27 protein-coding genes are annotated in these 25,158 nt (G+C 72.0%); 15 read left to right on the plus strand and 12 right to left on the minus strand.

The genetic code is table 11. From position 1 onward, the window contains the following. Positions 1 to 136: 136 nt before the first annotated feature. On the plus strand, positions 137 to 673 hold the full coding sequence (locus tag ACFYZR_RS13740; RefSeq protein ID WP_391909502.1) for a hypothetical protein: 537 nt from the start codon (positions 137 to 139) through the stop codon (positions 671 to 673). 201 nt (positions 674 to 874) lie between these two features. Here ACFYZR_RS13740 and ACFYZR_RS13745 read toward each other — a convergent pair whose 3' ends face one another. Beyond that, positions 875 to 1,279 (minus strand): FKBP-type peptidyl-prolyl cis-trans isomerase, encoded by a 405-nt coding sequence (locus tag ACFYZR_RS13745; RefSeq protein WP_391909505.1) that lies wholly within the window; start codon positions 1,277 to 1,279, stop codon positions 875 to 877. A gap of 198 nt (positions 1,280 to 1,477) precedes the next feature. Continuing rightward, entirely contained in the window at positions 1,478 to 1,819 is a 342-nt protein-coding gene (locus ACFYZR_RS13750; RefSeq protein ID WP_391909508.1) for a DUF6083 domain-containing protein, read from the minus strand. Between the two features lie 583 nt (positions 1,820 to 2,402). Between ACFYZR_RS13750 and ACFYZR_RS13755 the strand changes: the two genes are divergently transcribed. Continuing rightward, positions 2,403 to 3,050 (plus strand): hypothetical protein, encoded by a 648-nt coding sequence (locus ACFYZR_RS13755; protein ID WP_391909510.1) that lies wholly within the window; start codon positions 2,403 to 2,405, stop codon positions 3,048 to 3,050. Then, positions 3,047 to 3,502: a hypothetical protein gene (locus tag ACFYZR_RS13760; protein WP_391909513.1), complete on the plus strand. Its 456-nt coding sequence runs from the start codon at positions 3,047 to 3,049 to the stop codon at positions 3,500 to 3,502. Before ACFYZR_RS13755 ends, ACFYZR_RS13760 begins: the two co-directional genes overlap by 4 nt. A gap of 1,613 nt (positions 3,503 to 5,115) precedes the next feature. Here the strand turns inward: ACFYZR_RS13760 and ACFYZR_RS13765 are convergent. Both ACFYZR_RS13765 and ACFYZR_RS13770 read right to left on the minus strand, forming a co-directional pair. Further along, positions 5,116 to 6,639 (minus strand): aldehyde dehydrogenase family protein, encoded by a 1,524-nt coding sequence (locus tag ACFYZR_RS13765; RefSeq protein ID WP_391909516.1) that lies wholly within the window; start codon positions 6,637 to 6,639, stop codon positions 5,116 to 5,118. A 97-nt stretch (positions 6,640 to 6,736) separates the two neighbouring features. Next, on the minus strand, positions 6,737 to 7,996 hold the full coding sequence (locus ACFYZR_RS13770; RefSeq protein WP_391909519.1) for a GAF domain-containing protein: 1,260 nt from the start codon (positions 7,994 to 7,996) through the stop codon (positions 6,737 to 6,739). Between the two features lie 202 nt (positions 7,997 to 8,198). Between ACFYZR_RS13770 and ACFYZR_RS13775 the strand changes: the two genes are divergently transcribed. From ACFYZR_RS13775 to ACFYZR_RS13810, 8 genes are all read left to right on the plus strand, one after another. After that, positions 8,199 to 8,456 (plus strand): holin, encoded by a 258-nt coding sequence (locus ACFYZR_RS13775; protein ID WP_391909522.1) that lies wholly within the window; start codon positions 8,199 to 8,201, stop codon positions 8,454 to 8,456. A 454-nt stretch (positions 8,457 to 8,910) separates the two neighbouring features. Further along, the gene (locus tag ACFYZR_RS13780; protein ID WP_391909525.1) at positions 8,911 to 9,042 is read left to right on the plus strand and encodes a lasso RiPP family leader peptide-containing protein; all 132 of its coding nucleotides are present in this window, start codon (positions 8,911 to 8,913) and stop codon (positions 9,040 to 9,042) included. A gap of 149 nt (positions 9,043 to 9,191) precedes the next feature. After that, positions 9,192 to 10,880: an asparagine synthase-related protein gene (locus ACFYZR_RS13785; RefSeq protein ID WP_391909528.1), complete on the plus strand. Its 1,689-nt coding sequence runs from the start codon at positions 9,192 to 9,194 to the stop codon at positions 10,878 to 10,880. Continuing rightward, complete coding sequence (locus tag ACFYZR_RS13790) at positions 10,877 to 11,140, plus strand: lasso peptide biosynthesis PqqD family chaperone (protein WP_391909531.1); 264 nt, start codon at positions 10,877 to 10,879, stop codon at positions 11,138 to 11,140. Before ACFYZR_RS13785 ends, ACFYZR_RS13790 begins: the two co-directional genes overlap by 4 nt. Next, positions 11,137 to 11,637 carry a lasso peptide biosynthesis B2 protein gene (locus tag ACFYZR_RS13795; protein WP_391909534.1) on the plus strand — a complete coding sequence of 167 codons (501 nt, stop codon included), beginning with the start codon at positions 11,137 to 11,139 and terminating at the stop codon, positions 11,635 to 11,637. Before ACFYZR_RS13790 ends, ACFYZR_RS13795 begins: the two co-directional genes overlap by 4 nt. Further along, the gene (locus ACFYZR_RS13800) at positions 11,634 to 12,584 is read left to right on the plus strand and encodes an ATP-binding cassette domain-containing protein (protein ID WP_391909537.1); all 951 of its coding nucleotides are present in this window, start codon (positions 11,634 to 11,636) and stop codon (positions 12,582 to 12,584) included. The genes ACFYZR_RS13795 and ACFYZR_RS13800 overlap by 4 nt, the downstream gene beginning before the upstream one ends. Then, positions 12,581 to 13,357: an ABC transporter permease gene (locus ACFYZR_RS13805; protein ID WP_391909540.1), complete on the plus strand. Its 777-nt coding sequence runs from the start codon at positions 12,581 to 12,583 to the stop codon at positions 13,355 to 13,357. Before ACFYZR_RS13800 ends, ACFYZR_RS13805 begins: the two co-directional genes overlap by 4 nt. 181 nt (positions 13,358 to 13,538) lie before the next feature. Continuing rightward, a complete protein-coding gene (locus ACFYZR_RS13810; RefSeq protein WP_391909543.1) occupies positions 13,539 to 14,246 on the plus strand; it encodes a hypothetical protein in 708 nt (235 codons plus the stop codon). Positions 14,247 to 14,449: 203 nt separating this feature from the next. Here the strand turns inward: ACFYZR_RS13810 and ACFYZR_RS13815 are convergent, their stop codons facing one another. Beyond that, positions 14,450 to 14,626 carry a zf-HC2 domain-containing protein gene (locus ACFYZR_RS13815; RefSeq protein WP_391909546.1) on the minus strand — a complete coding sequence of 59 codons (177 nt, stop codon included), beginning with the start codon at positions 14,624 to 14,626 and terminating at the stop codon, positions 14,450 to 14,452. 49 nt (positions 14,627 to 14,675) lie between these two features. Between ACFYZR_RS13815 and ACFYZR_RS13820 the strand changes: the two genes are divergently transcribed. Next, positions 14,676 to 15,284: a sigma-70 family RNA polymerase sigma factor gene (locus tag ACFYZR_RS13820; protein WP_391909548.1), complete on the plus strand. Its 609-nt coding sequence runs from the start codon at positions 14,676 to 14,678 to the stop codon at positions 15,282 to 15,284. A 98-nt stretch (positions 15,285 to 15,382) separates the two neighbouring features. Here ACFYZR_RS13820 and ACFYZR_RS13825 read toward each other — a convergent pair whose 3' ends face one another. From ACFYZR_RS13825 to ACFYZR_RS13835, 3 genes are read right to left on the minus strand one after another with little or no spacing between them, the layout of a single operon-like run. Then, positions 15,383 to 15,886 carry a copper chaperone PCu(A)C gene (locus ACFYZR_RS13825; protein ID WP_391909551.1) on the minus strand — a complete coding sequence of 168 codons (504 nt, stop codon included), beginning with the start codon at positions 15,884 to 15,886 and terminating at the stop codon, positions 15,383 to 15,385. Further along, positions 15,883 to 18,186, minus strand: coding sequence for a heavy metal translocating P-type ATPase (locus ACFYZR_RS13830; protein ID WP_391909553.1), 2,304 nt, complete (start codon positions 18,184 to 18,186; stop codon positions 15,883 to 15,885). The genes ACFYZR_RS13825 and ACFYZR_RS13830 overlap by 4 nt, the downstream gene beginning before the upstream one ends. After that, the gene (locus ACFYZR_RS13835; protein ID WP_391909556.1) at positions 18,186 to 18,410 is read right to left on the minus strand and encodes a hypothetical protein; all 225 of its coding nucleotides are present in this window, start codon (positions 18,408 to 18,410) and stop codon (positions 18,186 to 18,188) included. Before ACFYZR_RS13835 ends, ACFYZR_RS13830 begins: the two co-directional genes overlap by 1 nt. Before the next feature lie 256 nt (positions 18,411 to 18,666). On the opposite strand from ACFYZR_RS13835, the gene ACFYZR_RS13840 reads away from it, so the two are divergent. Together ACFYZR_RS13840 and ACFYZR_RS13845 are read left to right on the plus strand one after the other, a co-directional pair. After that, positions 18,667 to 20,004, plus strand: a complete 1,338-nt coding sequence (locus ACFYZR_RS13840; protein WP_391909559.1) for a cytochrome P450 — start codon at positions 18,667 to 18,669, stop codon at positions 20,002 to 20,004. An 8-nt stretch (positions 20,005 to 20,012) separates the two neighbouring features. After that, positions 20,013 to 20,948: an L-tyrosine/L-tryptophan isonitrile synthase family protein gene (locus ACFYZR_RS13845; RefSeq protein ID WP_391909562.1), complete on the plus strand. Its 936-nt coding sequence runs from the start codon at positions 20,013 to 20,015 to the stop codon at positions 20,946 to 20,948. A gap of 30 nt (positions 20,949 to 20,978) precedes the next feature. Here the strand turns inward: ACFYZR_RS13845 and ACFYZR_RS13850 are convergent, their stop codons facing one another. Continuing rightward, positions 20,979 to 21,389 (minus strand): hypothetical protein, encoded by a 411-nt coding sequence (locus ACFYZR_RS13850; RefSeq protein ID WP_391909564.1) that lies wholly within the window; start codon positions 21,387 to 21,389, stop codon positions 20,979 to 20,981. 439 nt (positions 21,390 to 21,828) lie between these two features. Between ACFYZR_RS13850 and ACFYZR_RS13855 the strand changes: the two genes are divergently transcribed. Then, positions 21,829 to 22,161 (plus strand): hypothetical protein, encoded by a 333-nt coding sequence (locus ACFYZR_RS13855; RefSeq protein ID WP_391909566.1) that lies wholly within the window; start codon positions 21,829 to 21,831, stop codon positions 22,159 to 22,161. 2 nt (positions 22,162 to 22,163) lie between these two features. Here the strand turns inward: ACFYZR_RS13855 and ACFYZR_RS13860 are convergent, their stop codons facing one another. From ACFYZR_RS13860 to ACFYZR_RS13870, 3 genes are read right to left on the minus strand one after another with little or no spacing between them, the layout of a single operon-like run. Further along, the gene (locus ACFYZR_RS13860; RefSeq protein ID WP_391909569.1) at positions 22,164 to 22,961 is read right to left on the minus strand and encodes an ABC transporter ATP-binding protein; all 798 of its coding nucleotides are present in this window, start codon (positions 22,959 to 22,961) and stop codon (positions 22,164 to 22,166) included. After that, a complete protein-coding gene (locus ACFYZR_RS13865; RefSeq protein WP_391909572.1) occupies positions 22,958 to 24,031 on the minus strand; it encodes a FecCD family ABC transporter permease in 1,074 nt (357 codons plus the stop codon). Before ACFYZR_RS13865 ends, ACFYZR_RS13860 begins: the two co-directional genes overlap by 4 nt. Further along, positions 24,032 to 25,099 (minus strand): ABC transporter substrate-binding protein, encoded by a 1,068-nt coding sequence (locus tag ACFYZR_RS13870; RefSeq protein ID WP_391909575.1) that lies wholly within the window; start codon positions 25,097 to 25,099, stop codon positions 24,032 to 24,034. Between the last annotated feature and the right edge of the window lie 59 nt (positions 25,100 to 25,158).

Here is a 25,158-nt window from a genome sequence, read left to right on the forward strand (position 1 = left end):
GGTGGCGGGGCTCGAGCCCCGCCACCCTGGCCGCACATGGTCGGCCGTTTCACGGACGTATCAGACGCGCCGGGTTCAGCCGAGTCCGGCCGAGTGCGGCCGGGGCCAATGGCCAGGCCAAGAGGAGCGGAAGAGCATGCCGGATCAGCTGGGATCCTCCCCTGCCGGACAGACGACACGGACGAGCGGGCAGCGGTTGGCCAATGTCGCACGCCGTCTGGGCAGCTGGCTGTGGTCGTCACGCCGACGCCGGCTGTCGACACTGGTGGCATCCGCCGCGCTGCTCGTGTCGGCCGCCACCGGGGGCGTGTACCTGTGGTGGTTCCAGGACCCCGGCGCCCAGCCGGGCGAGAAGGGCGCCCGCAAACTGGTCATCGCCTACATCGACGCACTTGCCGACGGTGACATGAACGAGGCATGCCGGCTGCTGCACCCGCGTGTGACCACCTCCATGGGACAGGCGGAAGGCGGCTGCCCGGGAGCCATGCGCGCCCAGATCGGCGAACGGCTGAGCCGCAAGGATCGCAGCCGGGTCGCCGGCATAGACGTGGGGGAGGCCGCCGTCGAGGGCAAGTCCGCTCGGGTCGAGGTGAGTTCGGGGGGCCGTACCGCGAAGAAGAGCACGGTGACCGTGGAGCGGGTCGACGGGCGCTGGCGGGTGCTGGAGGACTGAGCGGGCCGCATGAGCGGGCGGCGGGGACCCACCCTGACCACCCGCTCACAGGAGTACGCCGACGCGCCGCATTCCCGCTCGGCCACGTCCGGCTCGGCCTCGATGCCGTCGGCTTCCTCACGCAGCTCGTCCACCACACCCGCCGTCCGCGAACCCCGGGAGACGGCGCAGCGCGTCGAAGGGGAGGGGCGGCCAGGGGCACTAGGCGTTGCTCCACCCGGCTGTGCTGGAATACGAGTCCAGCAGGTCCACCACGAAGACCAGGGTCGAGCCCGGCGGGATCAACGGTGAGGGCGACTGCTTGCCGTAGCCGAGCCGCGGGGGAACGATGATCTCGCGTCGACCGCCGACCTTCATCCCCCTCACCCCCCGGTCCCAGCCCTTGATGACCCTGCCGCTGCCCAGGGCGAACTTGAACGGCTCGCCCCGGTCCCAGGAGGCATCGAACTCTTTCCCGGACTCGAAGGTCACCCCGACATAGTGGACCCTGACCACCATGCCCGGCTCCACCTCGGCCCCGTCCCCGACGACCAGGTCCCGGATGGTCAGCTCGGTAGGAGCGTCGCCCTCCGGAACGTTGACCTCGGGCTTCGTCAGTTCGCTCATTGCGGCCTCATCACTCTCCGTCGAAAGCCCCCGCACGGACCAGCCGGACACGTGGACATCTATTTGGTAGATGGTCACGCTACCGAGAATGCCGATTCCCGGAGCACACCAAATCCAGCGACCGCACGTGGTGATCTTTCGCGTAGCCGGTGAACGCGACCCCGCATCCAGGTGGCAGTGAGTCGCCCGGCTGTCAGGTCAGGGTTCTGAGGCGATGCTCTCGATGGGCAGTCCGTCGCGGGCCCGGTTGCGGCTCCAGGTGACGGCGTAGATGTCGGGCATGCCGTTCGTGTAGGTACGGCGGCTGCAGACGTAGTGGTGAGCGATGTAGCAGTAGCCGCCGGGGAGAGGTTCGCCTTCGGGTCCGGTGCTGGCCCATCCGCCTGGTGTCATCAGCCAGCGTTGTCCTTGAGGGACTTCAACGCTGGGGAGTGGTTCAGGTTCGAGGAGGATCCAGCGGTCTCCCGGGGCTCGTCGGAGTTGCTGGGGCCAACCACATTCGGGACAGGCGACGGTTCGCGTGGTCTTTTTTACCCCCATTCCTCAGAGAATGCCGCCTTGCGGCCCGCTTGGTCAGTGGCCCGGTCGGTCGTTTGCGCTGGTGGCGGGGGTGCGGGTGGGCTGCCGGTCGGCCAGGGCGTCGGCCAGGGACCTGTAGCGATGCCATGAACTCCCGCTCTCGGCAGTCCTCCGGCCCGCGCGTGCCCCACAGCCGCACTCTCAGAGCCGTCAACAACGAACGATCGAACAGCGCGAGCGTCCCACCGACAGGGGGTTGCGCTTGCGAAGCCCTGGCTGTCCGGCCTGGAGGGTCCGGCTCGGACGCGAAGCGGCACTGGATCACGCCTGCCGGGGCAGGGCCCGGTCACGCCGGTGGAGCGTGGCCCGTATCCGCGTGGGTGTTTACTCGGAGGCGAATCGATCCAGACAGTGGAACGGGCGCCATCTCGCGCTTCAAGAGGACGTTAGCGCCCCGGAGGGGCTCTCATTACGGGATCGGGATCCCGGGCCCGGCCCCGAGACAGCGGGCACGAGTTTTCGATAAACGGTCGCGCGGATCCGAGGCGTAGCTTTCGAGCATCAGGGCCGAGAGCGGCTCCTGATGTCCGATGGAGGTCCCCCAATGACGCATGAACCCCCCGTGTCGCCGATCGAGGGAGAGGGCGGATTCATATCGTTCGGGGGTTCGATCCCACCTCATGTTCAGGCGCAACAAGACATGCTGTATCGCCAGATGGCCCCAGCGCTCAAGAGCGAGGCTTTCTGCTTGTACGGTCACCCTCTGATTGACCTCGACGAATTGATGCCACTCGCGGCCGCTCGAGCGTTTGCCAAGTGGAGTGAAGGTGCCACCGAGCGGGAGATGGCCGTTGCCCTGAATGAAGAGGTGATGAATTTGGTGGCCCATCGCCGAGCTTTCCTTCCGGATCCGACGACGGTGAAGCTCTGCTGGGAGAATCTTGCCGATCTCTTGAAGCCTCAGGCCATCGAGGCCGAAAAAGACAAATCGATCACATGGAATGGTCGGCTGTCGATTTACGAATCCTTGCTCAGAGTGGACGCTCTGCCAGGCCAGCGAAAGGCAGTGTTCCATACGCGCGTAGTCTTCGGTATCGAGGGAGGAGAGGCTGCGCGGCTGCTCGGCAAGAACCCTTCGACGATGCGTACCACTCTTTTTGTGACCCGCAATGTCTTGCGCTGGGCTGGCGTGGACGTGGACAACCTCGTGTCCGAGTTCTTCCCGTCGTGCATGCGAAAGGACAAGGAATGAATTATGCCGGCGCGGGCGGGCTGCCATCCGACCCCGCATCACCCGAGGCTCAACAGCTTGCCACAGTGCGCGAAGAGACGGTGCGCCTTCGTGCGCTTGGCGCACCACTACCTCCGCTGCGCGACTACACGCCCCCCCGAACCTATGCGGCTTGGCTGGCCAACCAGGAACGGATTAGTCGGGACCGCACCCGCGCAAATAGGCGGTTGGTAATCCGCTGGCTGCTTGAGTCCGTGTTCTGGCTGACAGGCATCACTCTGACCTCGCTGCTCTTCCTCAAGGAGGATTTCATGACCGCCGTCTCTGTTGACTTCACGGGACTTGTGTTCCTGATCCGGCAGCGAGTTATTGCGTTGATTGGAACTCCGTATCCGCCCAGAAAGAATCGGCCACTCGAAGAGAGTCAATCCGCGCCGCAATTTCATCCGCAGGAGCGTCTCGCTAATAAGTAGCGAGCGCTCGGCTGCCCGTCGCGATCCCGACAGGCATCCCGTACGACGGGCAGCCATATGGCATCCCTGATAGGAGTAGGCGCTATGACCCACAATGGCACGCCTGCGCAACCACAGTCGGTCTCTGGATCCAGTCTGCAGGCGCACGGCACGCCCTCCTCCTGCGGCTGCACAGCACGGTGCTCAGTGTGCGAGAAACGCGCTCGCTACTGGCAGCTGGCAGGCCGCATGATTTGGGGGGCATTCAGCATTGCATTCCTCTTCGAATCGGTGATCTTCTTCGTGCTGGCCATCATTGCCGCAGTTGAGCATGAGTATCCGCGCGCTGGTGCTTGCACTGGGTGTGGCATTCTGTCCGCAAGCATCCTGGCGACAGGGACAGCGCTCGTGAGGAAAACGCGGTAGACAGGCGGCGCTGCGCGTCGATCAATCGAAAACTTTGCATTCGAAGACGATTCCAGGGCCCGCATGGGTCAGTCGAGCGCTGTCCGGCCGACTGCACAGCACGTCTCGGTCACGCAGTCCGTGAGCCTCCTGAGCTTGGCCAAGTCCTTGCTGGAGGAGCCCTTGCCCCGTCGCTGGGCGCACTCCTGCGGCCTCCTCGAAGCGGTGCGCCAGCAGCGCGGCCGTGGACCACACCTCGCGCCGTTCTTCGGGCGCATGTACTACGCGGCTATGCGCCCGGCCGAAGTCATTCGGCTGCAGCTGGCCGACTGCCATCTTCCAGAGAGCGGCTGGGGGCTGCTTACTCTGCGCCGGGGGATCGTGCCGGCCGGCCGTGAGTGGACGGACGATGGCAAAGCTCACGAGGAGCACACGTTGAAGAAGCGAGCCGCGGAGGAAGACCCGGCCGGTACCGATCTCGCCGGAGTTCGTCACGGCGCTGCGGACCCACATCGACCGATACGGCACTGCCCCGGACGGTCGGCTCTTCTATAGCGAGAAGGGGCTGTACGTCCAGTCCGCGGCATACGGCAAGACCTGGCAGAGGGCCCGAGCGGAAGCCCTCTCCGAGCAGGAACGTGTGACGCTCGTGGCAAAACGCCCCTATGGCCTATGTCATGCGGGTATGTCGTTTTGGCTCCACTCCGGCGTCGACCCAGCGGAGTGCGCGCGGCGCGCCGGGCAGACCATCGAGGTCATGTTCAGGGTGTACGCGAAGGTCTTTGCGCAGTCCCAGGAGCGTGCGAACCGACGCATCGAGGCTGCCATGAGGGAGTGGGAGAAAGGGGATGGCGCGGACTCCTATTAGGTATGGGGTGCCCTGGTCCGGGGCGATAGCGCGTTCCGTACCGAAACCCGCATCTCGAAAGCCTGTTGGAGTGGCGGGGGGTGTGGCGAGGGGTGGCGAACCATAGTTAACTTCCGCACCAAAAACGCCTCTGAGCTGCAGCTTCTCATGGACGCGCAGGCTCTAGTGGCGTGGGCGCGCTGCCCAGGCGACCGGGAGATGCTGGCGAGCAGACGCCCGATCAGACCTGGGCAGCAGGACCCGCTCCACCTAATGTGAAAGAGCAGTACTTGTGATGAGCGAAGCGGGAAGGGCTGGACGTCGTTAGTGGAAAGGAGCTCCAACCCCGCTCCACCGTAGGTCAGAGGCCCTTCCGCCACCCCTAGAAGAACCCCAGCTTCTTCGGGGAGTAGCTCACCAGCAGGTTCTTCGTCTGCTGGTAGTGCTCCAGCATCATCCGGTGCCCCTCCCGCCCTATGCCCGACTGCTTGTAGCCGCCGAAAGCGGCGTGGGCCGGGTAGGTGTGGTAGCAGTTGGTCCAGACGCGGCCGGCCTGGATGGCGCGGCCGGCGCGGTAGGCGGTGGTGCCGTTGCGGGTCCAGACGCCGGCGCCGAGGCCGTAGAGGGTGTCGTTGGCGAGGGACATGGCGTCGTCGAAGTCGGTGAAGGACGTGACGGCGACGACCGGGCCGAAGATCTCCTCCTGGAAGACGCGCATGCGGTTGTGGCCCTCCAGGATGGTGGGCTGGACGTAGTAGCCGCCCGCGAGTTCGCCGCCCAGGTCGGCTCGGGTGCCGCCCGTCAGGATGCGGGCGCCTTCCTGCTTGCCGATGTCGAGGTAGGAGAGGATCTTCTCCAGCTGGTCGTTGGAGGCCTGGGCGCCGATCATGGTGTCGGTGTCCAGGGGGTGGCCGGGGACGATCGCCTCGGTGCGGGCCTTGGCCGCTTCCAGGAATGTGGCGTAGTGGCCGTGCTGGACGAGGGCGCGGGAGGGACAGGTGCAGACCTCGCCCTGGTTGAGGGCGAACATCGTGAAGCCTTCGAGGGCCTTGTCGAGGAAGTCGTCGTCGGCGGCGGAGACGTCGTCGAAGAAGATGTTCGGGCTCTTGCCGCCCAGTTCGAGGGTGACCGGCTTCAGGTTCTCCGAGGCGTACTGCATGATCAGGCGGCCTGTTGTCGTTTCGCCCGTGAAGGCGATCTTGGCCACGCGGGGGCTGGAGGCCAACGGCTTGCCCGCTTCCACTCCGAAGCCGTTGACTATGTTGACCACCCCCGGCGGGAGCAGGTCCGCCACCAGGTCCAGCCAGACGTGGATCGACGCCGGGGTCTGCTCCGCCGGCTTGAGGACGACCGCGTTGCCCGCCGCGAGCGCCGGGGCCAGCTTCCAGGCGGCCATCAGGATGGGGAAGTTCCAGGGGATGATCTGGGCGACCACGCCCAGCGGCTCGTGGAAGTGGTAGGCGACGGAGTCCTCGTCGAGTTCGGAGAGGCTGCCCTCCTGGGCCCGTATCGCGCCCGCGAAATAGCGGAAGTGGTCTATCGCGAGGGGAATGTCGGCGGCCAGCGTCTCGCGGATCGGCTTTCCGTTGTCCCAGGTCTCGGCCACGGCCAGGATCTCGAGGTTGCGCTCCATGCGGTCCGCCATGCGGTTCAGGACGAGGGCGCGTTCCGCCGGGGAGGTGCGGCCCCATGCCGAGGCCGCGGCGTGGGCGGCGTCCAGGGCGCGTTCCACGTCCTCGGCCGTGCCCCGTGCGATCTCCGTGAAGGGGCGGCCGTCGACAGGGGACGGGTTCTCGAAGTACCCGCCCTGCTTGGGCGGTACGTACTCGCCGCCGATCCAGTGGTCGTACCGCGAGCGGTAGGTGACGATCGCGTCCGGGGAACCGGGGGTGGCGTAGCGGGTCATGGCGGCCCTTCGGGTGGGTGGGTTCGTCGTGCGTTCCGGGGTGGTTCGCGGTGGTTCGGGGTGCGCCTTGCGTGCACGTCCTTCGCGTCACGCGACGCTAGTCCCGGCCACGTTGCGCGAACGTTGCCCGCAGCCGTCCCGCCCGCTCCGCCACCGGGCCCCGGTGTGCCGCGTCCTCGGGGAGCGTGGTCAGCAGGCGCTCCCACACCTCCAGGTCCTCCTCGCCCCACGCGCTGTCCGCCCACATCTGGAGCGCCCCCGCGTCGCCGCCACCCAGCACCGCCCTGCGCAGTCTGTCCTCCAGGAGGCGGCGCAGCCGCTGTATCCCCGGAGCCTCGGACAAAGGGAGCAGTGGTCCCGCGTAGGTCCGCAGCGCGGCGCACAGGTCGCCCGCCGCCAACTCCCGTTCCACGTCCGCCGCGTCCGTCTCCACCGGGACGCTCAGCCGGTACGGGCGCGAGTGCAGCAGCCCGCCGACCAGCCGCCGCAGCCGGGAGAGTTCCGCGCGCAGCGTCACCGGCGGCACCGGGCGTTCCCCGTAGAGGGAGAGGGCGAGCTGGTCGCCCGTCAGGCCCGCCGGGTGGGCCGCCAGCAGGGCCAGGATCTCGCTGTGCCGTCTGCTCAGACGTAATCGGTGCCCCTCCGTCACCAGCAGTGCCTCGTCCCGGCCCAGGACGGAGAGCGTGGGGTGTCCGCCGGCGGGCCCCGTCGCCAGCTGTGCCTCGGCCGCGCGGGCCGTGGCCTGGACGAGGGCCAGGCTGTGCGGGCCGGCCAGGTGGTCGCCGCCGGTGATGTCCACCGCGCCCAGCAGCCGTCCGGTGACCGGGTCGTGGATGGGGGCCGCGGCACACGTCCACGGCTGGACCAGGCGGTTGTAGTGCTCGGTGGCGAAGATCTGCACGGCGTGGTCCAGGGCGAGGGCCGTGCCCGGGGCGTTGGTGCCGGCGTGCCGCTCGTCCCAGCGGGCTCCGGGGACGAAGTTCATCCGCTCGGCGCCCCTGCGCACCCCCGCGTGCCCCTCCACCCACAGCATCCGGCCCGCCGCGTCGCAGACGGCGAGCAGATGGGCGCCGTCGTCCGCGATGGTGCCGAGCAGTTCGCGCAGGAGCGGCATCACACGCGCCAGCGGGTGCGCGTGCCGGTAGCGTTCCAGTTCGTCATCGGTCAGCTCCACCGGAGCCATGAACTCCGGCCCGGGCAGCACGGCCGCCGAGCGCCGCCACGAATCCGCGACGACCGCGCGGACCCGGGGGCTCACCACCCCGTCCGAGACGAACGCCGAGTGCGCGCCGCCCATCGTCCGGCTCCGCTCGGCGGGGTCGGCGCCGGACGCCATCGCCAGCCAGGGGTTGACCACGTGGACCCTCCCGGAGGTCGGCCGCCTCCGTGACCATACCGCCGCGCGGAGGCTTGTCGAACGCCGGAGAGGAGGGCTGCCGCCACCGGCCGGTGGGTAGGACACGGACAACGGAGAGTTGCGGTGGACACGTCACAGTGGTGACGTTGGTACCCGTCGCCACCTCCGCACGTACATCAGGAACTCCCGGAACGGAAACACAGTGGACCGTAAGGTACTTCTCGACATAGCCGAGCGAACCCTCGCCGCCTATGTGACCACTTTCCTCGGCATCGTCATCGCCGACGGATTCGACCTCACCAGCATCTCCGCGCTCAAGGCCGCGGCCATCGCCGCGCTCCCCGCCGCGCTCTCCGTGATCAAGGGCGCGATCGGCAGCCGTTTCGGGGACAAGAGCAGTGCCGCCTGGTTGCCCGAGCGCGACAAGCCAGGCGCGGGGACTCCGGCCGGCGGTCGGTAGCGCTTCCCGCCGCGACCGCGGAAGTCCCGCGGAAGCCGGCATTTCACACGGGGTGTGCGCGGCGCACCCGCGCCCACCCCCTCGCACACGCTCCCGCCCGGGCCGTCCGCGCGGTTGACTCGAGAACGCGAGTCCCACTGGCGCGACGGGACCGGTGCCGCCGGTCATTCCCCCCGAGCCTGGCGGCCCGCCGCCCCATATCGCCGGGCGGACGATATGGGGCGGGTGCCGTGGGCCTACGAGCCGGCCCCGCGCCCGCCTCCTCATGGCCCCGTCCCCTCACCGCTCCCTGGGATTCCCGATTATCCGCAAAGAACCCCATACCTCTTTTCATGCTTACGAGTGCAAATCCTCGCCGACCGGTGTGGCGAGTTGCCGGCCGGGCATTCCCGATTCGCAGTGCGAATACCGCACTGAAATCGGTAAGGATATCGGCACGGAAAGAGGATCTTCCATGGAAGCCCACGAGCTCTATGAAGCGCCCGAGATGGTCGAGGTCGGCGAATTCGCCGAGCTGACGCGGGGCCCCTACTGCTGCTACTACTACGACGGTTACCTCTACTACTACAGCAGCGCGCAGGGCTGACGCCCATGGCCGGCGAGGCGTGGTTCGCGGTTCTTCCCGACGGTGAAGCAGGCCTCGCCGCAGCGCGGGTGCTGCGCCCCTGGACGTCCGAATCGGTCGACCATGGTTCCGGACGTCCGTGGCTGCTGGGCAGTTGGCCGGAAAGTCAGGTGACGGTGGCTCACGCGGGGGCGGTACGGCTGGCGGTGATCGGGCGATGCCCGGTCACCGCCGGTGCGCTGCTCGCGAGGGCGAGACGGATCGGGGACGTCTCCGACGTGGAGCGGGCGGTCCAGGGCCTCGCGGGCAGCTTCCATGTGGTGGCCTCGGTCGCGGGCCGGGTGAGGGTGCGCGGCAGCGCGTCCGGTCTGCGCCGGGTCTTCCACACGCGGGTCGGCGGTGTGACGGTGGCCGCCAGCCGCGCCGACAGACTCGCCTCGCTGACCGGGGCGGGCGTGGACGAACGGCTCCTGGCCCCCTTCCTGCTCGCCACGGCCCCTCCGCACCCGCTCGGCGACCGGTGCCCATGGCACGGAGTCCGGGAGGTGCCCCCCTGGGACTGCCTGATCGTCGAACCGGACGGCCGCGCCCGTACCCGGAGGTGGTGGACGCCCCCGGAACCCGTACTGCCGGCGGCCGAGGGGGCCCGGGAGGTGCGCCGGGCCCTGCTCGCGGCGGTGGCGTCCCGTACGGCCGGTGGCGGCACGGTGAGCTCGGACCTCTCCGGAGGGATGGACTCCACCAGCCTGTGCTTCCTGGCGGCCCGGAGCAGGGCGCACCTCGTCACCCTGCACTGGGAGGGTCTCGACCCGGGTAACGACGACACCGCCTGGGCCGCGCGCGCCGCCGCCGAACTGCCCACCGCGGAACACGTACGCACCGACCGCTCCCGGCTGCCACTGTGGCTCGGGGGACTGACCGGCTTCGCGATCCCGACCGAGGAGCCCGGCTGTTGGGTACGGGACACCGCCAGACGCGAGCGGATCGTCACCTTGCTGATCGGCAGGGGATCGCGTCTGCACCTGACCGGTATCGGTGGTGACGAGCTGTTCACCGCGTTCCCCCCGCACCTGCACGACTACTTCCGCGCCCGGCCGCTGGCCGCCCTCGCCCGCATCCGCAGACAGTCCTCCCTCCACCGCTGGCCGCTGCTGCCCATGCTCCGTGGCCTGGCCGACCGCAGCACATACCGCCAGTGGGTGGCCGGCTCGGCGCGAGGCCTCACCCGTACCCCTCCGCCACAGCGTGCCGGTACTCCTCCGTCCCTCGCCTGGGGCTCGGATCCGCACCTGCCCCCGTGGGCGACACCGGACGCGGCCCGAGAGGTGCGCGGCATGCTCCGCGACGCCGCCGCCGACGCGGAACCCCTGGCCCCGCAGCGGGGCCAGCACGCGGCACTCGCCTATGTGCGGGCAGGGGCCCGCAGCGCCCGCCAGCTGCACCAGGTGTCCTCCGCCTTGGGGCTGGAGCACGCCGCGCCCTACTTCGACGACGGCGTCGTCGAGGCCGCCCTGTCCGTACGGGTGCCGGAACGCAACGCGCCCCACCGGTACAAGCCGGTCCTCGCCACGGCGATGCGCGGCACGGTGCCCGAGGCCCTCCTCGGACGTTCCACCAAGGGCGAGTTCACCGGCGACTTCTACGCCGGACTGCGGCACAACCGCGCCGAACTGCTGCGGCTGTTCGAGGACTCCCGGCTCGCCCGCGCGGGCCTCGTGGACGCCGCCGCCGTCCGCGCGATCCTGCTCGGCCTGCACGCCACACCGGAGGCGCTGCGCCACCTGGAACCCACCCTGGCCTGCGAGGTCTGGCTCCGCTCCCTGACCGTCCCCGGCGCGACCCCCGGAGGCCCGCCATGACCCTCGCCCTGCGCCGCGGCGTCTCCGCCGCGGACACCGACGACGGAATGGTGCTGCTCGACGAAACCACCGGCCGCTACTGGCAGCTCAACGCCACGGCCGCCTTCATCCTGCGCACCCTGCTCGACGGTGCCACCCCACAGGACACCGCACGCCGCCTCGGCGAGCGCCACCCGCGGCTCACCGCCGAGCGGACGGCACAGGACGTGACCTCCCTCCTCACCGCGTTGCTCGACGCCCGCCTGGCGGTGCGGACATGAGCCAGCCGATGATCCCGGCCACCGCCCGGGAAACCCTGCCCCTCCACCGGCGGCCGCCCGTCCTCCTGGCCGTCGCCGTCGCCCGGCTGCTCGTCCTCCTCCCGCCCGGCCGCATCCGCCGGGCGCTCCTGGTGATCCGCCGCGGAGCCGCCCCCGCCACCGCCGCGCAGGCCCTCGCCGCCCGCCAGGAGGTCGTCGCCGTCAGCCCCCGCTGTGCCGGAGAGGGCTGCCTCCAGCGCTCCGTCGCCACCGTCCTGTTGTGCCGCATGCGCGGTGTGTGGCCCGACTGGTGCACGGGAGTGCGCACCGCTCCGTTCCGCGCCCACGCCTGGGTCGAGGTCGACGGGCAGCCGATCGGCGAGCCGTACGGGTCCGCGGGCTACTACCGCCGCATGATGACCGTCCCGAGCCGGCCCCGTCGTGTCCCGAGCCGGCCCCGTCGTGTCCCGAGCCGCCCCCGCCGTGTCCCGGCCCGGTCCCGTCGTGCCCGCCCATGACCGGCGAGCGGGCCGCGATCCTCGCGCGGGATCTCCGGAAGACCTACCCCGGCGGCGTGGCGGCCGTCCGCGGCGTGGACCTGACGGTCCGCCCCGGCGAGACCTTCGGCTTCCTCGGCCCCAACGGCGCCGGCAAGTCCACCACCATCGCGATGCTGTGCACGCTCGCCCGCCCCACCGGCGGCCGCGCCCGCGTCGGCGGCGCCGACGTGACCGCCGACCCCCACGCCGTACGCCGCCGCATCGGGCTGGTCTTCCAGGACCTCACCGTCGACGGCGATCTGACGGCCGCCGAGAACCTGCGCTTCCACGCCGAGCTCTACGGGCTGCCCAGACGCGCCACGCGCGCGGGGATCGACAGGATGCTCGACCTCGTGGGCCTGGCCGACCGCCGGGACAGCCTCGTCCGCACCTTCTCCGGCGGCATGAAACGCCGGCTCGAAATCGCCCGGGGTCTGCTGCACACACCCCGGGTGCTGTTCCTGGACGAGCCGACGCTCGGCCTCGACCCGCAGAGCCGCGCCCAGCTGTGGGCGCATCTGCACCACGTACGCAGAGAGCACGACATCACCCTCTTCCTGACCACCCACTACCTCGACGAGGCCGAACACTGCGACCGCATCGCCATCATCGACGACGGCCGCATCGTCACCGAGGGCACGCCGGCGGCCCTCAAGGCCGCCATCGGCACCGACCGGGTCCAGCTCCGCACCGCCGACGACCGCGCCGCCCTGGCCGCGCTCCGGGAGCGCTTCGGCCTGGACGACGCCACCGCCGGACCGGACGGGCTGTGGGCCCGGGTTCCCGACGGCGCCGCCTTCGTCCCCGTCCTGTGCGCGAACCTCGGCGTCCCGCTGTTGTCGGTCGCCGTCACCCGGCCCAGCCTCGACGACGTCTTCCTGCACTGCACGGGCCGTACGATCCGTGACGCGGAGGCCGTGCGATGACGGTGGCCCTGACCGGCGAGCTGCGCGCCGTCCGCGTCGTCTGGCAGCGCGAGATGATCCACTTCCTGCGCAACCGGGGCCGCGTGGCCCTCGGCCTCCTGCAGCCGCTGCTCTTCCTGCTGGTGCTCGGTACGGGGCTGGGCTCCTTCGCCGGCGCGGATTCCGCCGCCTACCGCGCCTATCTCTTCCCCGGCGTCCTCGCCATGACCGTGCAGACGCCCGCCATCGGCGCGGGATCCTCCATCGTCTGGGACCGGGAGACCGGCTTCCTGCGCGAGATGCTCGTGGCACCGGTGCGACGGAGCGCTCTGCTGCTGGGCAAGTGCGCGGGCGGGGCGACCGTGGCCACCTGTCAGGGCGCCCTCGTCCTGCCCCTGGCCTGGACGGCCCGTACCCCCTACGATCCCGCCCTGATCGCCACCCTGGTCGCCGAGCTCTTCCTCACCGCCTTGTCCCTGACCGCCCTCGGCGCCCTCGCCGCCGTCTGCATCACCCGCATCCAGACCTTCCAGGCGGTCCTGGGCTTCGCCCTCGCGCCGATGCTCTTCCTCTCCGGGGCGATGTTCCCGCTGTCCGGCCTGCCGAGGTGGCTGGCCCTGGTCTGTCTGGCGAACCCGCTGACCTACGCGGTCGATCCGCTGCGTCGCGCGATCGGGGTCGCCGGGCCGCCCGCCGTGCCGCAGCTGCCCGTCGCGGCGGAGCTCGCCCTCACGGCCGTGCTCGCGGCAGCGGCCCTCGCGGTGGCGGCCCGCCGCTTCGCGCGCCCGGGCTGAGCGTGAGCGTGTCACGGAGCACGCACGCGGGAGGAGCGCCCGACCGGCGCGCACGCGCCACACCGAGGCGCCTACTTCTTCTGATCCGCACCCGTGTCTGCACCCGAGCGGGGGGTCGTACGGGCGTCAGCGCGCCCCCCGCTATCGGCCCGCGCCGGGCGGGTGCAACGATGTCCTCGTCATGAGAGCAGGGCAGCAGACCGGACAGGTCCCGCGTGCGCTGCGAGCCGGTGTGTTCGCAGCGGTCTGTGTGCTGCTCGCGGCCCTGGGCCACGCCGTGATGTCCGGCACCACCGTCCCGTGGTGGGCGATAGCCGTCGCCCTCACGACGACGGGCGGCTGCGCCTGGTTCCTGGCCGGCCGTGAACGCGGCCCCCTGCTGATCACGCTCGCCACGGTGGGCGCGCAGACCGGGCTGCACTCCTTCTTCACGGTCGCCCAGAGCGTCGCCGACCGTGCGACGGGGCCGGTCGCCGGCGGTGAGTCGGCGACCGCGTCCGATCTCGTCTGCGGTGGGTTCACCGCTTCCACGGCCATGCCCATGGATCACGGGAGTATGCCGCCCATGGACCACGGCATGGGCGGGATGTCCATGTCCATGCACGCGGGCCATGGCGCCCTGGGCATGTGGTCCGCCCACGTCCTCGTCGCCCTCATCTGCGGCATCTGGCTCTCCGGAGGCGAACAGGCCGCCTTCCGGCTCGGCCGGACCATCGCCACACGGCTGCGCGGCCCGCTGGTCCTCCTCTTCCACGACGTACCGGCGCGGCCCCGGCCGCCCCGCGTCCGGGCCGGTTTCGGGCGTGCCGCGCAGCGGCTGCGCCAACTGCTCTACGCCCATGTCCTCGCCACGCGCGGTCCGCCCGGACCCGTCGTCGCCGTCGGCTGAGCCCTTCCTCAATTCGGGATTCCGGGCTCGCGGCGGTGACCGACCGGGCCGAATCACCTCACCGGGCCCGCCTGTCCACGGCTGCCGTCCTCGTCACCACGAGCGACACCACGCCGTGCTGCCGGGCGCCCGGATTCCAGGAAGGACCCAGGGCGATGACCCCTGCCCTCACACCGGCGGTCCGCTCGTACGGGACTCACCCGTCACACGAGCCTCAGGCCCGCCGTGAGCACCTTGAGCCGGTGCACCCGTTTCTCCCAGTCACGGCACTCGGTACAGACCGGAAGATGCGCGTCGAGCGCCGCGCCGGACACCCCCGGCGGCAGTTCCTCGCCGTCGGCGCGGGCGGATATGGCGGTACGGACGTCAGCGCAGTGCACCCCGCCATCGTCCCCGGCACCGGGCCGGCCGCTGCCACCGGGGGCCGCCGTGCGTGACGACGAGAGCGTGACCGCCTGGGCGCTGGCGGCGCGCGGTGGTGACGCCGACGCGGTGGAACGATTCATCCGCGCCACCCAGACCGACGTCCGGCGGTACGTGGCACGGCTCAGCAACGACCCGCAGGGCGCCGACGACCTCGTCCAGGAGACGTTCCTGCGGGCCCTGCGCTCGCTGCCGCGCTTCGAGGGCCGCTCGTCGGCCCGGACCTGGCTGCTGTCCATCGCCCGCCGCACGGTCGTGGACCGGATCCGCTTCCAGGCGGCGCGGCCCCGGCTGTCGGACACGGACGACTGGCAGTCGGCGGCGGAGCGCACCCAGTCCGCGGAGCTGCCCGGCTTCGACGAGGGCGTCGCGCTCTCGCAGCTCCTCGACCGGCTGCCGTACGAGCGCCGCGAGGCGTTCGTCCTGACGCAGCTGCTGGGCCTGCCCTACGCGGAGGCCGCGGTCGTCGCGGGCTGCCCGGTCGGCACGGTCCGCTCGCGCGTGGCGCGGGCGCGCGAGACGCTGATCGTGCAGCTGGACGCGGCCGAGCGGGGGGCGGCGGTGGTACGGGTTCCGGCGCCGCTGCCGGAGCGGGTGCCGGCGCTCGCCGGGTGATCGATTGACGGAGTGAGGGGCTGCGGTGCCAGGTGGCGCCGCAGCCCCTCACTCGTTCTCAGTGCTGCTCAGTGCTGCTCAGTGCTGCTCAGTGCTGTTCAGTGCTGGGTGAGCGGCCTGTTGCCGGGGCGGACGACCACCGCGTCCACCCGTACGACGCCGCTCTTCCTGAACCGGAAGACGAACGGGAGCCGCTCGCCGACGCGCACCAGGGGCGGCCGGTAGACCATGACGTCCAGCTCGTGCGGGGACATCTCCACCGTGCCGCGGGCGGGGACGGTCGTGGACGCGATCATCTTCATCGTGCCCGCGCCGTTCTTCACGGTCGTACGGCTCAGCATCGCGCCGCCCGCTGTGGGGACGTCGACGCCGATGAGTTCGTCGTCCGCGTCGCCGGTGTTGCGCAGACGGAACATCGCCGCCGTGCTCTCGATCCCGAAGGGCTGGAAGACCCGGCCGTCCTCCACCGTCACGGAGGCGGGACGGCCCGCCGCGCCGGAGGCCGTCCAGGCCGTCAGCCCGCCGAGGGCCACGGCGCAGGCCGCGACCGGGACGAGGGCCGCTCGCGCGGTGCGGAGCAGGGAGTCCTTCGTGTCGTTCATCGGAGCGTCCTCCGCTTGTTCGCAGTGGCGCGCGCGGGGCGCGGTTGCCAGCCGCGCAGCCGCAGGCTGTTGCCCACGACCAGCAGCGAACTGGCGGACATCGCCGCCGCCGCGACCATCGGGCTGAGCAGCCCGACCGCGGCGAGCGGCACGGTGACCATGTTGTAGCCGAAGGCCCACAGGAGATTGGACCGGACGGTGACGGAGGTACGGCGGGCCAGCCGGACGGCGTCGGCCAGCGCGCCCATGTCCTCGCGGACGAGCGTCACGTCGGCCGCCCCGATGGCGGCGTCCGTGCCGCCGCCCATGGCGATGCCGAGGTCGGCGCCCGCCAGGGCGGCGGTGTCGTTGACCCCGTCGCCGATGACCGCGACGCGGTGGCCGCGCTCGCGGAGCGTGCGGACGAGCTCCGCCTTGTCCTCGGGGGTGGCCCGGGCGTGGACCTCGGCGATGCCCAGCTCGTCGGCCACGGCGTGGGCGGCCGCCGCGCCGTCGCCGGTGGCCAGCACGGGCCGCAGGCCGAGGCGCTTGAGGTGGTCGACGGCGCGGTAGCCGCCGGCGCGGACGGTGTCGCCGAGGGCGATCACGGCCCGGGGCTCGCCGTCGACGCGGGCGAGGACGGCGGTGCGGCCGTGCCGCTCGGCGCGGGCGAGGGCGTCGGCGAGGGGGGCGGGGAGTTCCGGCCGTTCCGTCCCTTCGCCGTCCGGCCGCGTCACCTCCACCACGCGGCCCTCCACCACCGCCCGTACGCCCACGCCCGCCGTCGCCGTGAAGTCCGTCGCCCGCGGCAGCGGCGCGTCCTGCGGCGTCGTCTCCCGTACGTGGGCGTGGACGGCGCGCCCCACCGGGTGTTCCGAGCCCGACTCCGCCGCCGCGGCCAGGCGCAGGGCCGCCGTGTCGCCCGTGACCTCCGTGACCGTCATCGAACCGGTCGTCAGCGTGCCCGTCTTGTCGAGGACCACCGTGTCCACCCGGCGCAGGCCCTCCAGCGCCTGCGGGCCGCTGACCAGGATGCCCAGGCCCGCGCCCCGGCCCGTCGCGGCCAGCAGCGCGGTGGGGGTGGCCAGGCCCAGGGCGCAGGGGCAGGCCACCACGAGCACGGCGACCGCCGCCGTGACCGCCGCCTGCGGGGCGGCGCCCGCGCCCAGCCAGAAGCCGAGGACCGTGACCGCGACGGCCAGTACCGCCGGGACGAAGACGCCCGCGACCGCGTCCGCGACGCGTTGCACCCGGGCCTTGCCCGCCTGCGCCTCCTCCACCAGCCGGGCGATCCGGGCCAGCTGGGTGTCCGCGCCGACGGCCTCGGCACGTACCTCCAGCAGCCCGCCGGAGTTGACCGCGCCGCCGACCACGGCCGTGCCGGGACCGGCCTCGACGGGCGCGCTCTCGCCCGTCACCAGCGACAGGTCCAGCGCTGAGCTGCCCGCGACCACCACACCGTCGGTGGCGACACGCTCCCCGGGGCGTACGACGAACACGTCGCCCACCCGCAACCGGGCGATGGGAACGCGCCGTTCCGTGCCGTCCGCGTCCCGGACGACCGCGTCCTTCGCCGCGAGCGACGCCAGCGCGCGCAACGCCGAGCCCGTGCCGCGCCGGGCCCGGGCCTCCAGCAGCCGGCCCGTCAGCACGAACAGCGGTACGCCGACCACCGCTTCCAGATAGACGTCCGCCGTACCCCCCGTCATCGAGGGCACCAGCGTGAACGGCATCCGCATCCCCGGCCGCCCGGCGCCGCCGAGGAAGAGCGCGTACGCGGACCAGCCGTAGGAGGCCAGGACGCCGAGCGAGACCAGGGTGTCCATGGTGGCGGCCGCGTGCCGCAGCCCGCGCAGCGCCCGCTCGTGGAACGGCCAGGAGCCCCACACCGCGACCGGCGAGGCCAGCACGAAACACAGCCACTGCCAGTTGTCGAACTGAAGGGCGGGCACCATGGAGAGCACCAGGACCGGCACCGACAGCAGGGCGGTGACGAGGAGGCGGGTGACGGCGGGGCCGTCCGGCCGGCCGTTCCCGGCGGTGTCCCCGGCGTCCGTCGCCGGCTCCTCCGGCTCCGGCTCCGGCAGCGCGGCCGTGAAGCCCGCGCCCTCCACCACCGCGATCAGCTCCGCCACCGGCACGGTGGCCGGGTGGCTGACGCGCGCCCGGCAGGTGGCCAGGTTGACGGTGGCGCTCACGCCCTCCAGCCGGCCGAGCTTCTTCTCGATGCGGGCCACGCACGCGGCGCAGGTCATCCCGCCGACGATCAGTTCGGTGACGACGGCGGCGTCCGTGGCGCCCTTGGTCGTGGTCGTACTCATCAGTGGCCCATCCCGGGCATACCGCCCATGTTCCCGTCGGTTCCGCCGCCGGAGCCGTCACCCGATCCGGGGTTCGCGCCGCCCACGCGGTGGAGGCCGGGCGCGACGGGGCCGGCGGCCGAACCGGCCGCGTAGGAGACGCCGAAGAGAACGGCCAGCAGCAGGACGAAGCCGGCCAGGGTGGCGTAAGGGCGGAGCGGAGGGCGTGCCAGACGTGCGGTCATCGCCGCATCGTGACACGGCGCGAGCCGGTGCCCGGGCGCTTCGGCCACTTCCCGGCGCGTGAGGATTGTCCCTTTCCCGGCCGGGAACCAGCGGGCCCCCGCGGCCGACTACCCGGAGATCGAAGGACCCCTCGCCGACCCCTTCCCGGACCCGGCGCGCACCTCGCCGAAATGGCCGGGAACTCACCCCCGGAACGGTACGACTCCTCAAGGGACCATCACTAAGGGTCCATCATTTCGCGAGGAGACTCCCACCGTGCCGCTGCCCGATCCCGTGCCCCTCTACGGCCCCGAGTACAAGCGCGATCCGTACCCGCTGTACGAGCGGATGCGCGAGGCCGGCCCCATCCACCGGGTGCTCTTCCCCAGCGGGGTCACCGCCTGGCTGGTCACCGGGCACACCGCCGCGCAGCGGACCCTCGCCGACCCCCGGCTGGGCAAGAACCACGCCCTCGGCAACGACCGCTGGCGCGCCCGCGCCTCGATCATGCCCGAGCCCCAGCACTCCCAGCTCCAGGTCCACCTCCTCCACCAGGACGCGCCGAAGCACACCGCCATGCGCCGCCTGATCACCGATGCTTTCGCGCCACGGCGCGTGGAGGCGCTGCGGCCGCGCTTTCAGGAGATGGCCGACGCGCTCGTCGACGCGATGCCGGCACCCGAAGGCGGGGCGGCGGGCTCCGTCGACCTCGTGCGCTGCTTCGCCGCCCGTTTCCCCTTCCAGGTCCTCGCCGAGGTCATCGGCCTGCCCCCGCACCTCGCGGCCCGCTTCCGCCGCGAGTGGGGCAAGGTCGTCGCGCCCGTCGGCCCCACCGACCCCGGCCGCCCGGCCTACGAGGCGCTGCTGCGCGGCCTCCAGGAGTACATCGCCGAGATCGTCGCCGACCGGCGCGAGCACCCCGGCGACGGTCTGCTCTCCCGGCTCGTCACCGCCCGCGACGAGGGCGAGCTGAGCCCCGAAGAGCTCGACTCCATGATCTTCCAGCTGCTCGTGGCCGGCCAGGAACCGGTCACCAACCAGATCACCACCGCCCTGGTGGCCCTGACGCGCCATCCGCAGGCCCTGGAGCGGCTGCGCGCCGAACCCGGTCTCATGCCGCGCGCCGTAGAGGAGCTGCTGCGCCTCGACAGCGCCTTCGAGCTCACCACCTGGCGCTTCTTCGCCGAGGACGCCGAGCTGCACGGCACCCGCGTCCCGGCCGGCGACTCCGTGATCGTCTCCCTCTGCGCGGCCAACCGCGACCCCGAGCGCTTCCCCGACCCCGGCGTCCTCGACCTCGACCGGGCGCAGGGCCCGCACCTGGCCTTCGGCCACGGCACCCACTTCTGCCCGGGCGCCGCCCTGGCCCGTATCGAACTCCAGGTCGCCCTCGGCACGCTGATCGCCCGGCTGCCCGGACTGCGGCTCGCCGTGCCCGACGGCGAGCTCGAGTGGATCCCCGCCGTCCTCGGCCGGGGCACGACCGCGCTGCCCGTCGCCTTCGACGCGCCCGACGCGCCTGATGTGTCCACCGACGCGCCCGTCATGGCTGACGCCACCGTCGTGCCCCACGCGCCCGTCTGCCCCCTTGATCCGAAGTGGCCCCGCACGTGATACCCGCCATGACCTCCACGGCCCTCGCGGCCGCGACCTCCCCCGAAGCCCGGATCCTCCGGCTGCTCCTGCCCTTCCACCGCACCACCGGCGCGTCCTCCCCGGACCCCGCCGACCACCCGGAACAGCTCGCCCAGATACGGGAGTTCACCGACACGGGCGAGCCGGTCGTCCTCACGCTCCCCGGTTTCCCCTGCAAGTCCCCCAACCCGGCCAAGGTCCTCGGCCACCTGCCCGACGAGGGCGAGCGGCTCTCGCTGGCCTTCCTCGACCGGCTCTGCGACCGCATCGGCGAGATATACGCGCCGGGCGCGCGCCTGGTCATCTGCTCGGACGGGCATATCTTCGGCGACCTCATCCGCGTGCCCGACGAGCACATCGACGCCTACGGGGACGAACTGCGCGCCCTCGTACAGCGGGAGGGCCTCGCGCACCTCGACACCTTCGACCTGCGGCAGGTCCACGGCGACCTGCCGCACGACGAGAAGCGCCGCCTGGTCGTCGAGGCGTACGCCCCGTCGCTCGACTCGCTGCGCGCCCTGACGCGCACGGACATGGAGACGGCCAGGCTCTACCGGGGCATCACCCGGTTCCTGGTGGAGGACACGGCGGACTTCGAGGGCAGCCGGTCGGCGTTGCAGCGGGAGTGCCGCACGCGGGCGTACGGGGTGATGGCCCGCAGCCGCGCGTGGGGCGATCTCATCGCCGAGCACTTCCCCCGGTCCGTGCGGCTGTCCATCCATCCGCAGCGACCCGGCTCCGCCAAGTTCGGGATCCGGCTGCTGGACGCGGACGACGCGTGGGCCACTCCGTGGCACACGACGGTGCTGCGGATGCCGGACGGCGCGGCGCGGCTGGTGCGGCGCGAGGAGGCCGAGCGGCTGGGGCGGGTCGTCCGGCGGGACGGGCGCGTCAGCCACTTCGTGGCCGACGCGGGGGACTAGCGGGGGAGCAGGGGACGGTCGCGACGGTGGTCAGCCGCGCGTCCAGGGGGTCCAGGTGCCGGAGTCCAGACGGTGCCGGGACCACTGGTTGCCGTCGGTGCCGGTGGCCGAGATGGTCGGGTTCCAGGTGCCCTCGCCCTTGACGGTGACGCCGCTGCGGAGCGTCCCGCCCATCGACTCCCAGCTGGACCAGTCGCCGTTCGCGAAGTCGTAGGTGGTCCACACCGCGTAGTCCGTGCCGATCACGAAGATCTGCTGCTGACCGTTGGGGAACTTGATGGTCTTCTTGCCGTACTCGCAGATGTACGAGCCGCCGTGCCCCTGGACGGAGCACGTGGAGGCCTGCGCCGGGGTCGCGGTGACGACGCCCGCGAAGGCGGAGGCGGCCAGGGCGAGGGCGCCGGCGGTGACGGCACGACGGCGGAGGAAAGCGAGGGCCATGGAAATCTCCTTGCTGAAGGGGGGCGGGGCCGGCTGATGCCGACCGGCGCGGAAACCACCCTGCCCGGCGCGCGGATCACCGGACCATCGTGGAAGACCACGAACACAGCGGGGCGTGTTCGATGCTGCGGTTTTCCGTAGCCGCGACCCGATCGCTCCACAAGGGAGATCGCGGCTGACGGCGGTCCTCACCTCCGCGCTGATGGCGGCCGGACTGCTGGTCGGAGGTCGGCAACGGACCGCTTCGCCGTCGGCGGCAGCCCCGACGATCCGGGTGCCCCCGGCGGTCCGCTGCGCCGGCACAACTCGGTCCATCCGGATCTGTGCCTGACCGGTGCGGGCAACGAAGAGCCGGTCGGGGCCCTCCCGTGCGGCGACAGCCCCGCCCAGCAGCGGTGGGACAACTCCCGCGCGGTGGACGCGCGCGCGTGGGAGTCCCGTGACAAGCTGGTCCGGCTGCGTGCGTGGAACGGCCTACCTGGACACCTTCGGCCGGTCCGGCCGCGACGGCACCGCGCTGAGCACCAGCCGCGCCGGCAAGGCCGGCACCCAGCCCGGTGAGCGCACCTTGGTGCACAGCTGGATGGACCGCGGCGCCGGGGAGGACGGCGCGGGCCACCGCTGGCAGGTGGAGACGTACGGCGACGGCACCCTCCGCTTCCGCAACGACAGGGCGCACCTGTGCCTGGTGCCGGCGGTGCGGGAGGCGGCCTATGTGACGATCGAGAAGTGCGGCGACGACGCCCGTCAGCGCTGGACGGTCGTGCCGTGATGTCACCCGGCCGTCGTCAGGTCCGCCCCCGCCGGCGCCCGGTGGTCGAACGCGATCAGCGGGTCGCCCGTCAGCGGGTGTTCCACCACCGCCGCCCGCACCCCGAACACCTCCGCCAGCAGCTCGGCCGTGAGCACCTCGCGCGGGGTGCCCGAGGCGACCACCGCCCCGTCGTGGAGGACGTGCAGCCGGTCGCAGACCGAGGCGGCCGCGTTGAGGTCGTGGAGGGCGAGAAGGGTCGTACGGCGCTGGGCGCGCAGCAGGGTCAGCAGCTCCACCTGGTGGCGGACGTCCAGGTGGTTGGTCGGCTCGTCCAGCACCAGCACCTCGGGGGCCTGGGCCAGCGCCCGGGCCAGCAGCACGCGCTGGCGTTCGCCGCCGGAGAGCGCGGAGAAGCGGCGCCGCGCCGCGTGGGCCATGCCCACGTGGGCCAGGGACTCGCTCACCACGTCCCGGTCGGCGGCGTCCTCGCCGGCGAAGGCCCGCTTGTAGGGGGTGCGGCCCATGGCGACGACCTCGCGGACCGACAGCTCGAAGTCCGTGCCCCGCTCCTGCGGCAGCGCCGCCACCCGGCGGGCGGAGGCGACGGCGGACAGTTCCCGGATGTCCGTACCGCCGACCAGCACCCGGCCCGCGTGCGGGCGCAAGTGCCGGTAGACGGTGCGCAGCACGGTCGACTTGCCGCTGCCGTTGGGGCCCACGAGACCCGCGATCTCGCCCTCGGCGGCGAGCAGGTCGACCCCGGAGACCACCGTCCGTCCCGACAGCCGGACCTCCAGGCCCTCGACGGAGATCCTCATGGCCGCTCCAGACGTCGGTCCAGCAGGTACAGCAGGGTCGGCGCGCCGATCAGGGAGGTGACCACGCCCACCGGCAGCTCCTGGTCGGGCAGGGCGGTACGGGCCACCAGGTCGACGACGGTGAGCAGCACGGCGCCGAACAGCGCGGTCACCGGCAGCAGCCGGCGGTGGTCGCCGCCCACGAGCATCCGGCAGGCGTGCGGGACCATCAGGCCCACGAAGCCGATCGCCCCGGACACCGACACCAGCACGCCCGTCAGCAGGCTCGTGGCCACGAACAGCTCGCGCCGCAGCCGGGTGACGTCGACGCCCAGGCTCGCGGCCGTCTCGTCGCCCATCAGCATCGCGTTGAGCGCCCGGGCCCGGGCCAGCAGGACCGCCGTGGCCGCCACGACGGCGGCCGCGGGCAGCGCGAGGGTGGCCCACTGGGCGCCGCCGAGCGAGCCCATCAGCCAGAACAGCGCGCCGTGCGTGCGCTGTTCGTCGCCCGCCTGGAGCACCAGGTAGTGGGTGAAGCCGGACAGGAACTGCCCGATGCCCACCCCCGCCAGCACCAGGCGCAGCGGCCGGAAGCCGCCCCCGCGCCGGGCGAAGGCCCACACCAGCGCGAACGAGGCGAGCGCCCCGGCGAACGCCGCCGAGGACAGCCCGATGCCCAGCGCCCCGCCCGCGCTCGCCCCCAGGACGAGCGCGCCGACCGCGCCCAGGGACGCGCCGCTGGAGATGCCCAGCAGATACGGGTCGGCCAGCGGGTTGCGGACCAGGGCCTGGACGGCCGTGCCGACCAGGCCCAGGCCCGCGCCCACCACGGCCGCCAGCAGCGCGCGCGGCACCCGCAGCCGCCACACGATCAGGTCCTGGGTGCCGGGCGCGGGCTCCCGGCCGCTGATCCCGCGCACCACCGCCGACCACACCTGCTCCAGCGGCACCCGGGTCGAGCCCAGGCACACGGACGCGGCGAGCGCCGCCACCAGCGCGACGGCCAGGGCCGCGCAGACCCAGCCGGCGCCCACGGTACGGACGCCCGGCTCCCCCTCCTCCGCCGTGCCGGCGGCGGCGAGCGCCGTCATCTACTTGACCCGGTCCGGGTGGAGGGTGTGGGCGATCTCCCGCACGGTGTCCGCGCTGCGCACCCCGCCGATGGTGGTGCGCTCGGAGTTGATCCGCACGAAGTGCCCCTCCTTGACGGCCTTGAGGCCGGCCGTCGCGGGGAAGGTCTTCAGGAACTCGGCGGCCTCGTCGAAGGCCTTGGCGTTGGCCTCCTCGCTGCCGCGGTTGCGGACGGCCAGCTGGATCCAGTCCGGGTCCTTGGCCACGACGTCCTCCCAGCCGACGGGCTTGAAGTCGCCGTCGCAGTCGGCGAAGACGTTCCGGCCGCCCGCCATGCCGATCACGGCGTTGGCCACCTGGCGGTTGCACACGGCCATGGGCTGCTTGGTGCCCGCGTCGTAGTCGAAGAGGAAGTAGGTGGGCCGCTTGTCGGCGGGTACGTCCTTCAGGGCGTCCCGGACCTCGGCGGTCTTCTTGCGCATGCCCGCCACCAGCTCGGTCGCGCGGGCCGAGGTGCCCGTCACCTTGCCGAGCTCCTCGATGTCGGCCTCGACGCCGGAGAGGTCCGTGCGGGGGGCCTTGGCCATGGAGGCGCAGGCCGTGGACTTCAGGAAGACGTGCTTGATGCCCGCGGCCTTGAACTCCTCGGCCGTGGGGGCGTCGCCCATCTTGCCCATGTTCTTCATGGAGGAGAACGCGTCCACGTAGAGGTCGGCGCCCGAGCCGAGCAGCTTCTCCTTGGGGATCACACTCCTGCCGAGCACCGGCACCTTCGCCCCGGCCTCGCCGTACTGCTCCGGCAGCGCGCCCTTGCCGGGCGGGAAGCCCGTACCGGCGACCTTGTCGCCCGCGCCCAGCCACATCAGCAGCTCCAGGCCGGCGGCGTTGCTGGTGACGATCTTCTTGGGCGCCGCGTCGAACGTCGTCCTCGCCCCCATGCAGTCGCTGACGGTCACCGGGAAGCCGGCCCGCGCCGAGGCGGCCGCCCCGGCGCCGTCGGTCTTCTCCGCCTCACCGCCACCGCCCCCACAGGCCGTCGCCGACAGGGCCACAGCGGCCAGCACACCGCACCACGCACGAGGGCGCATCAGTAACTCCACAAAGCTCGACGTTCCGGGGCCATTGCAGCGGACCCGGACCAGATAGT

This window comes from Streptomyces sp. NPDC001678 (genome assembly GCF_042892945.1).
Taxonomy (GTDB): domain Bacteria; phylum Actinomycetota; class Actinomycetes; order Streptomycetales; family Streptomycetaceae; genus Streptomyces.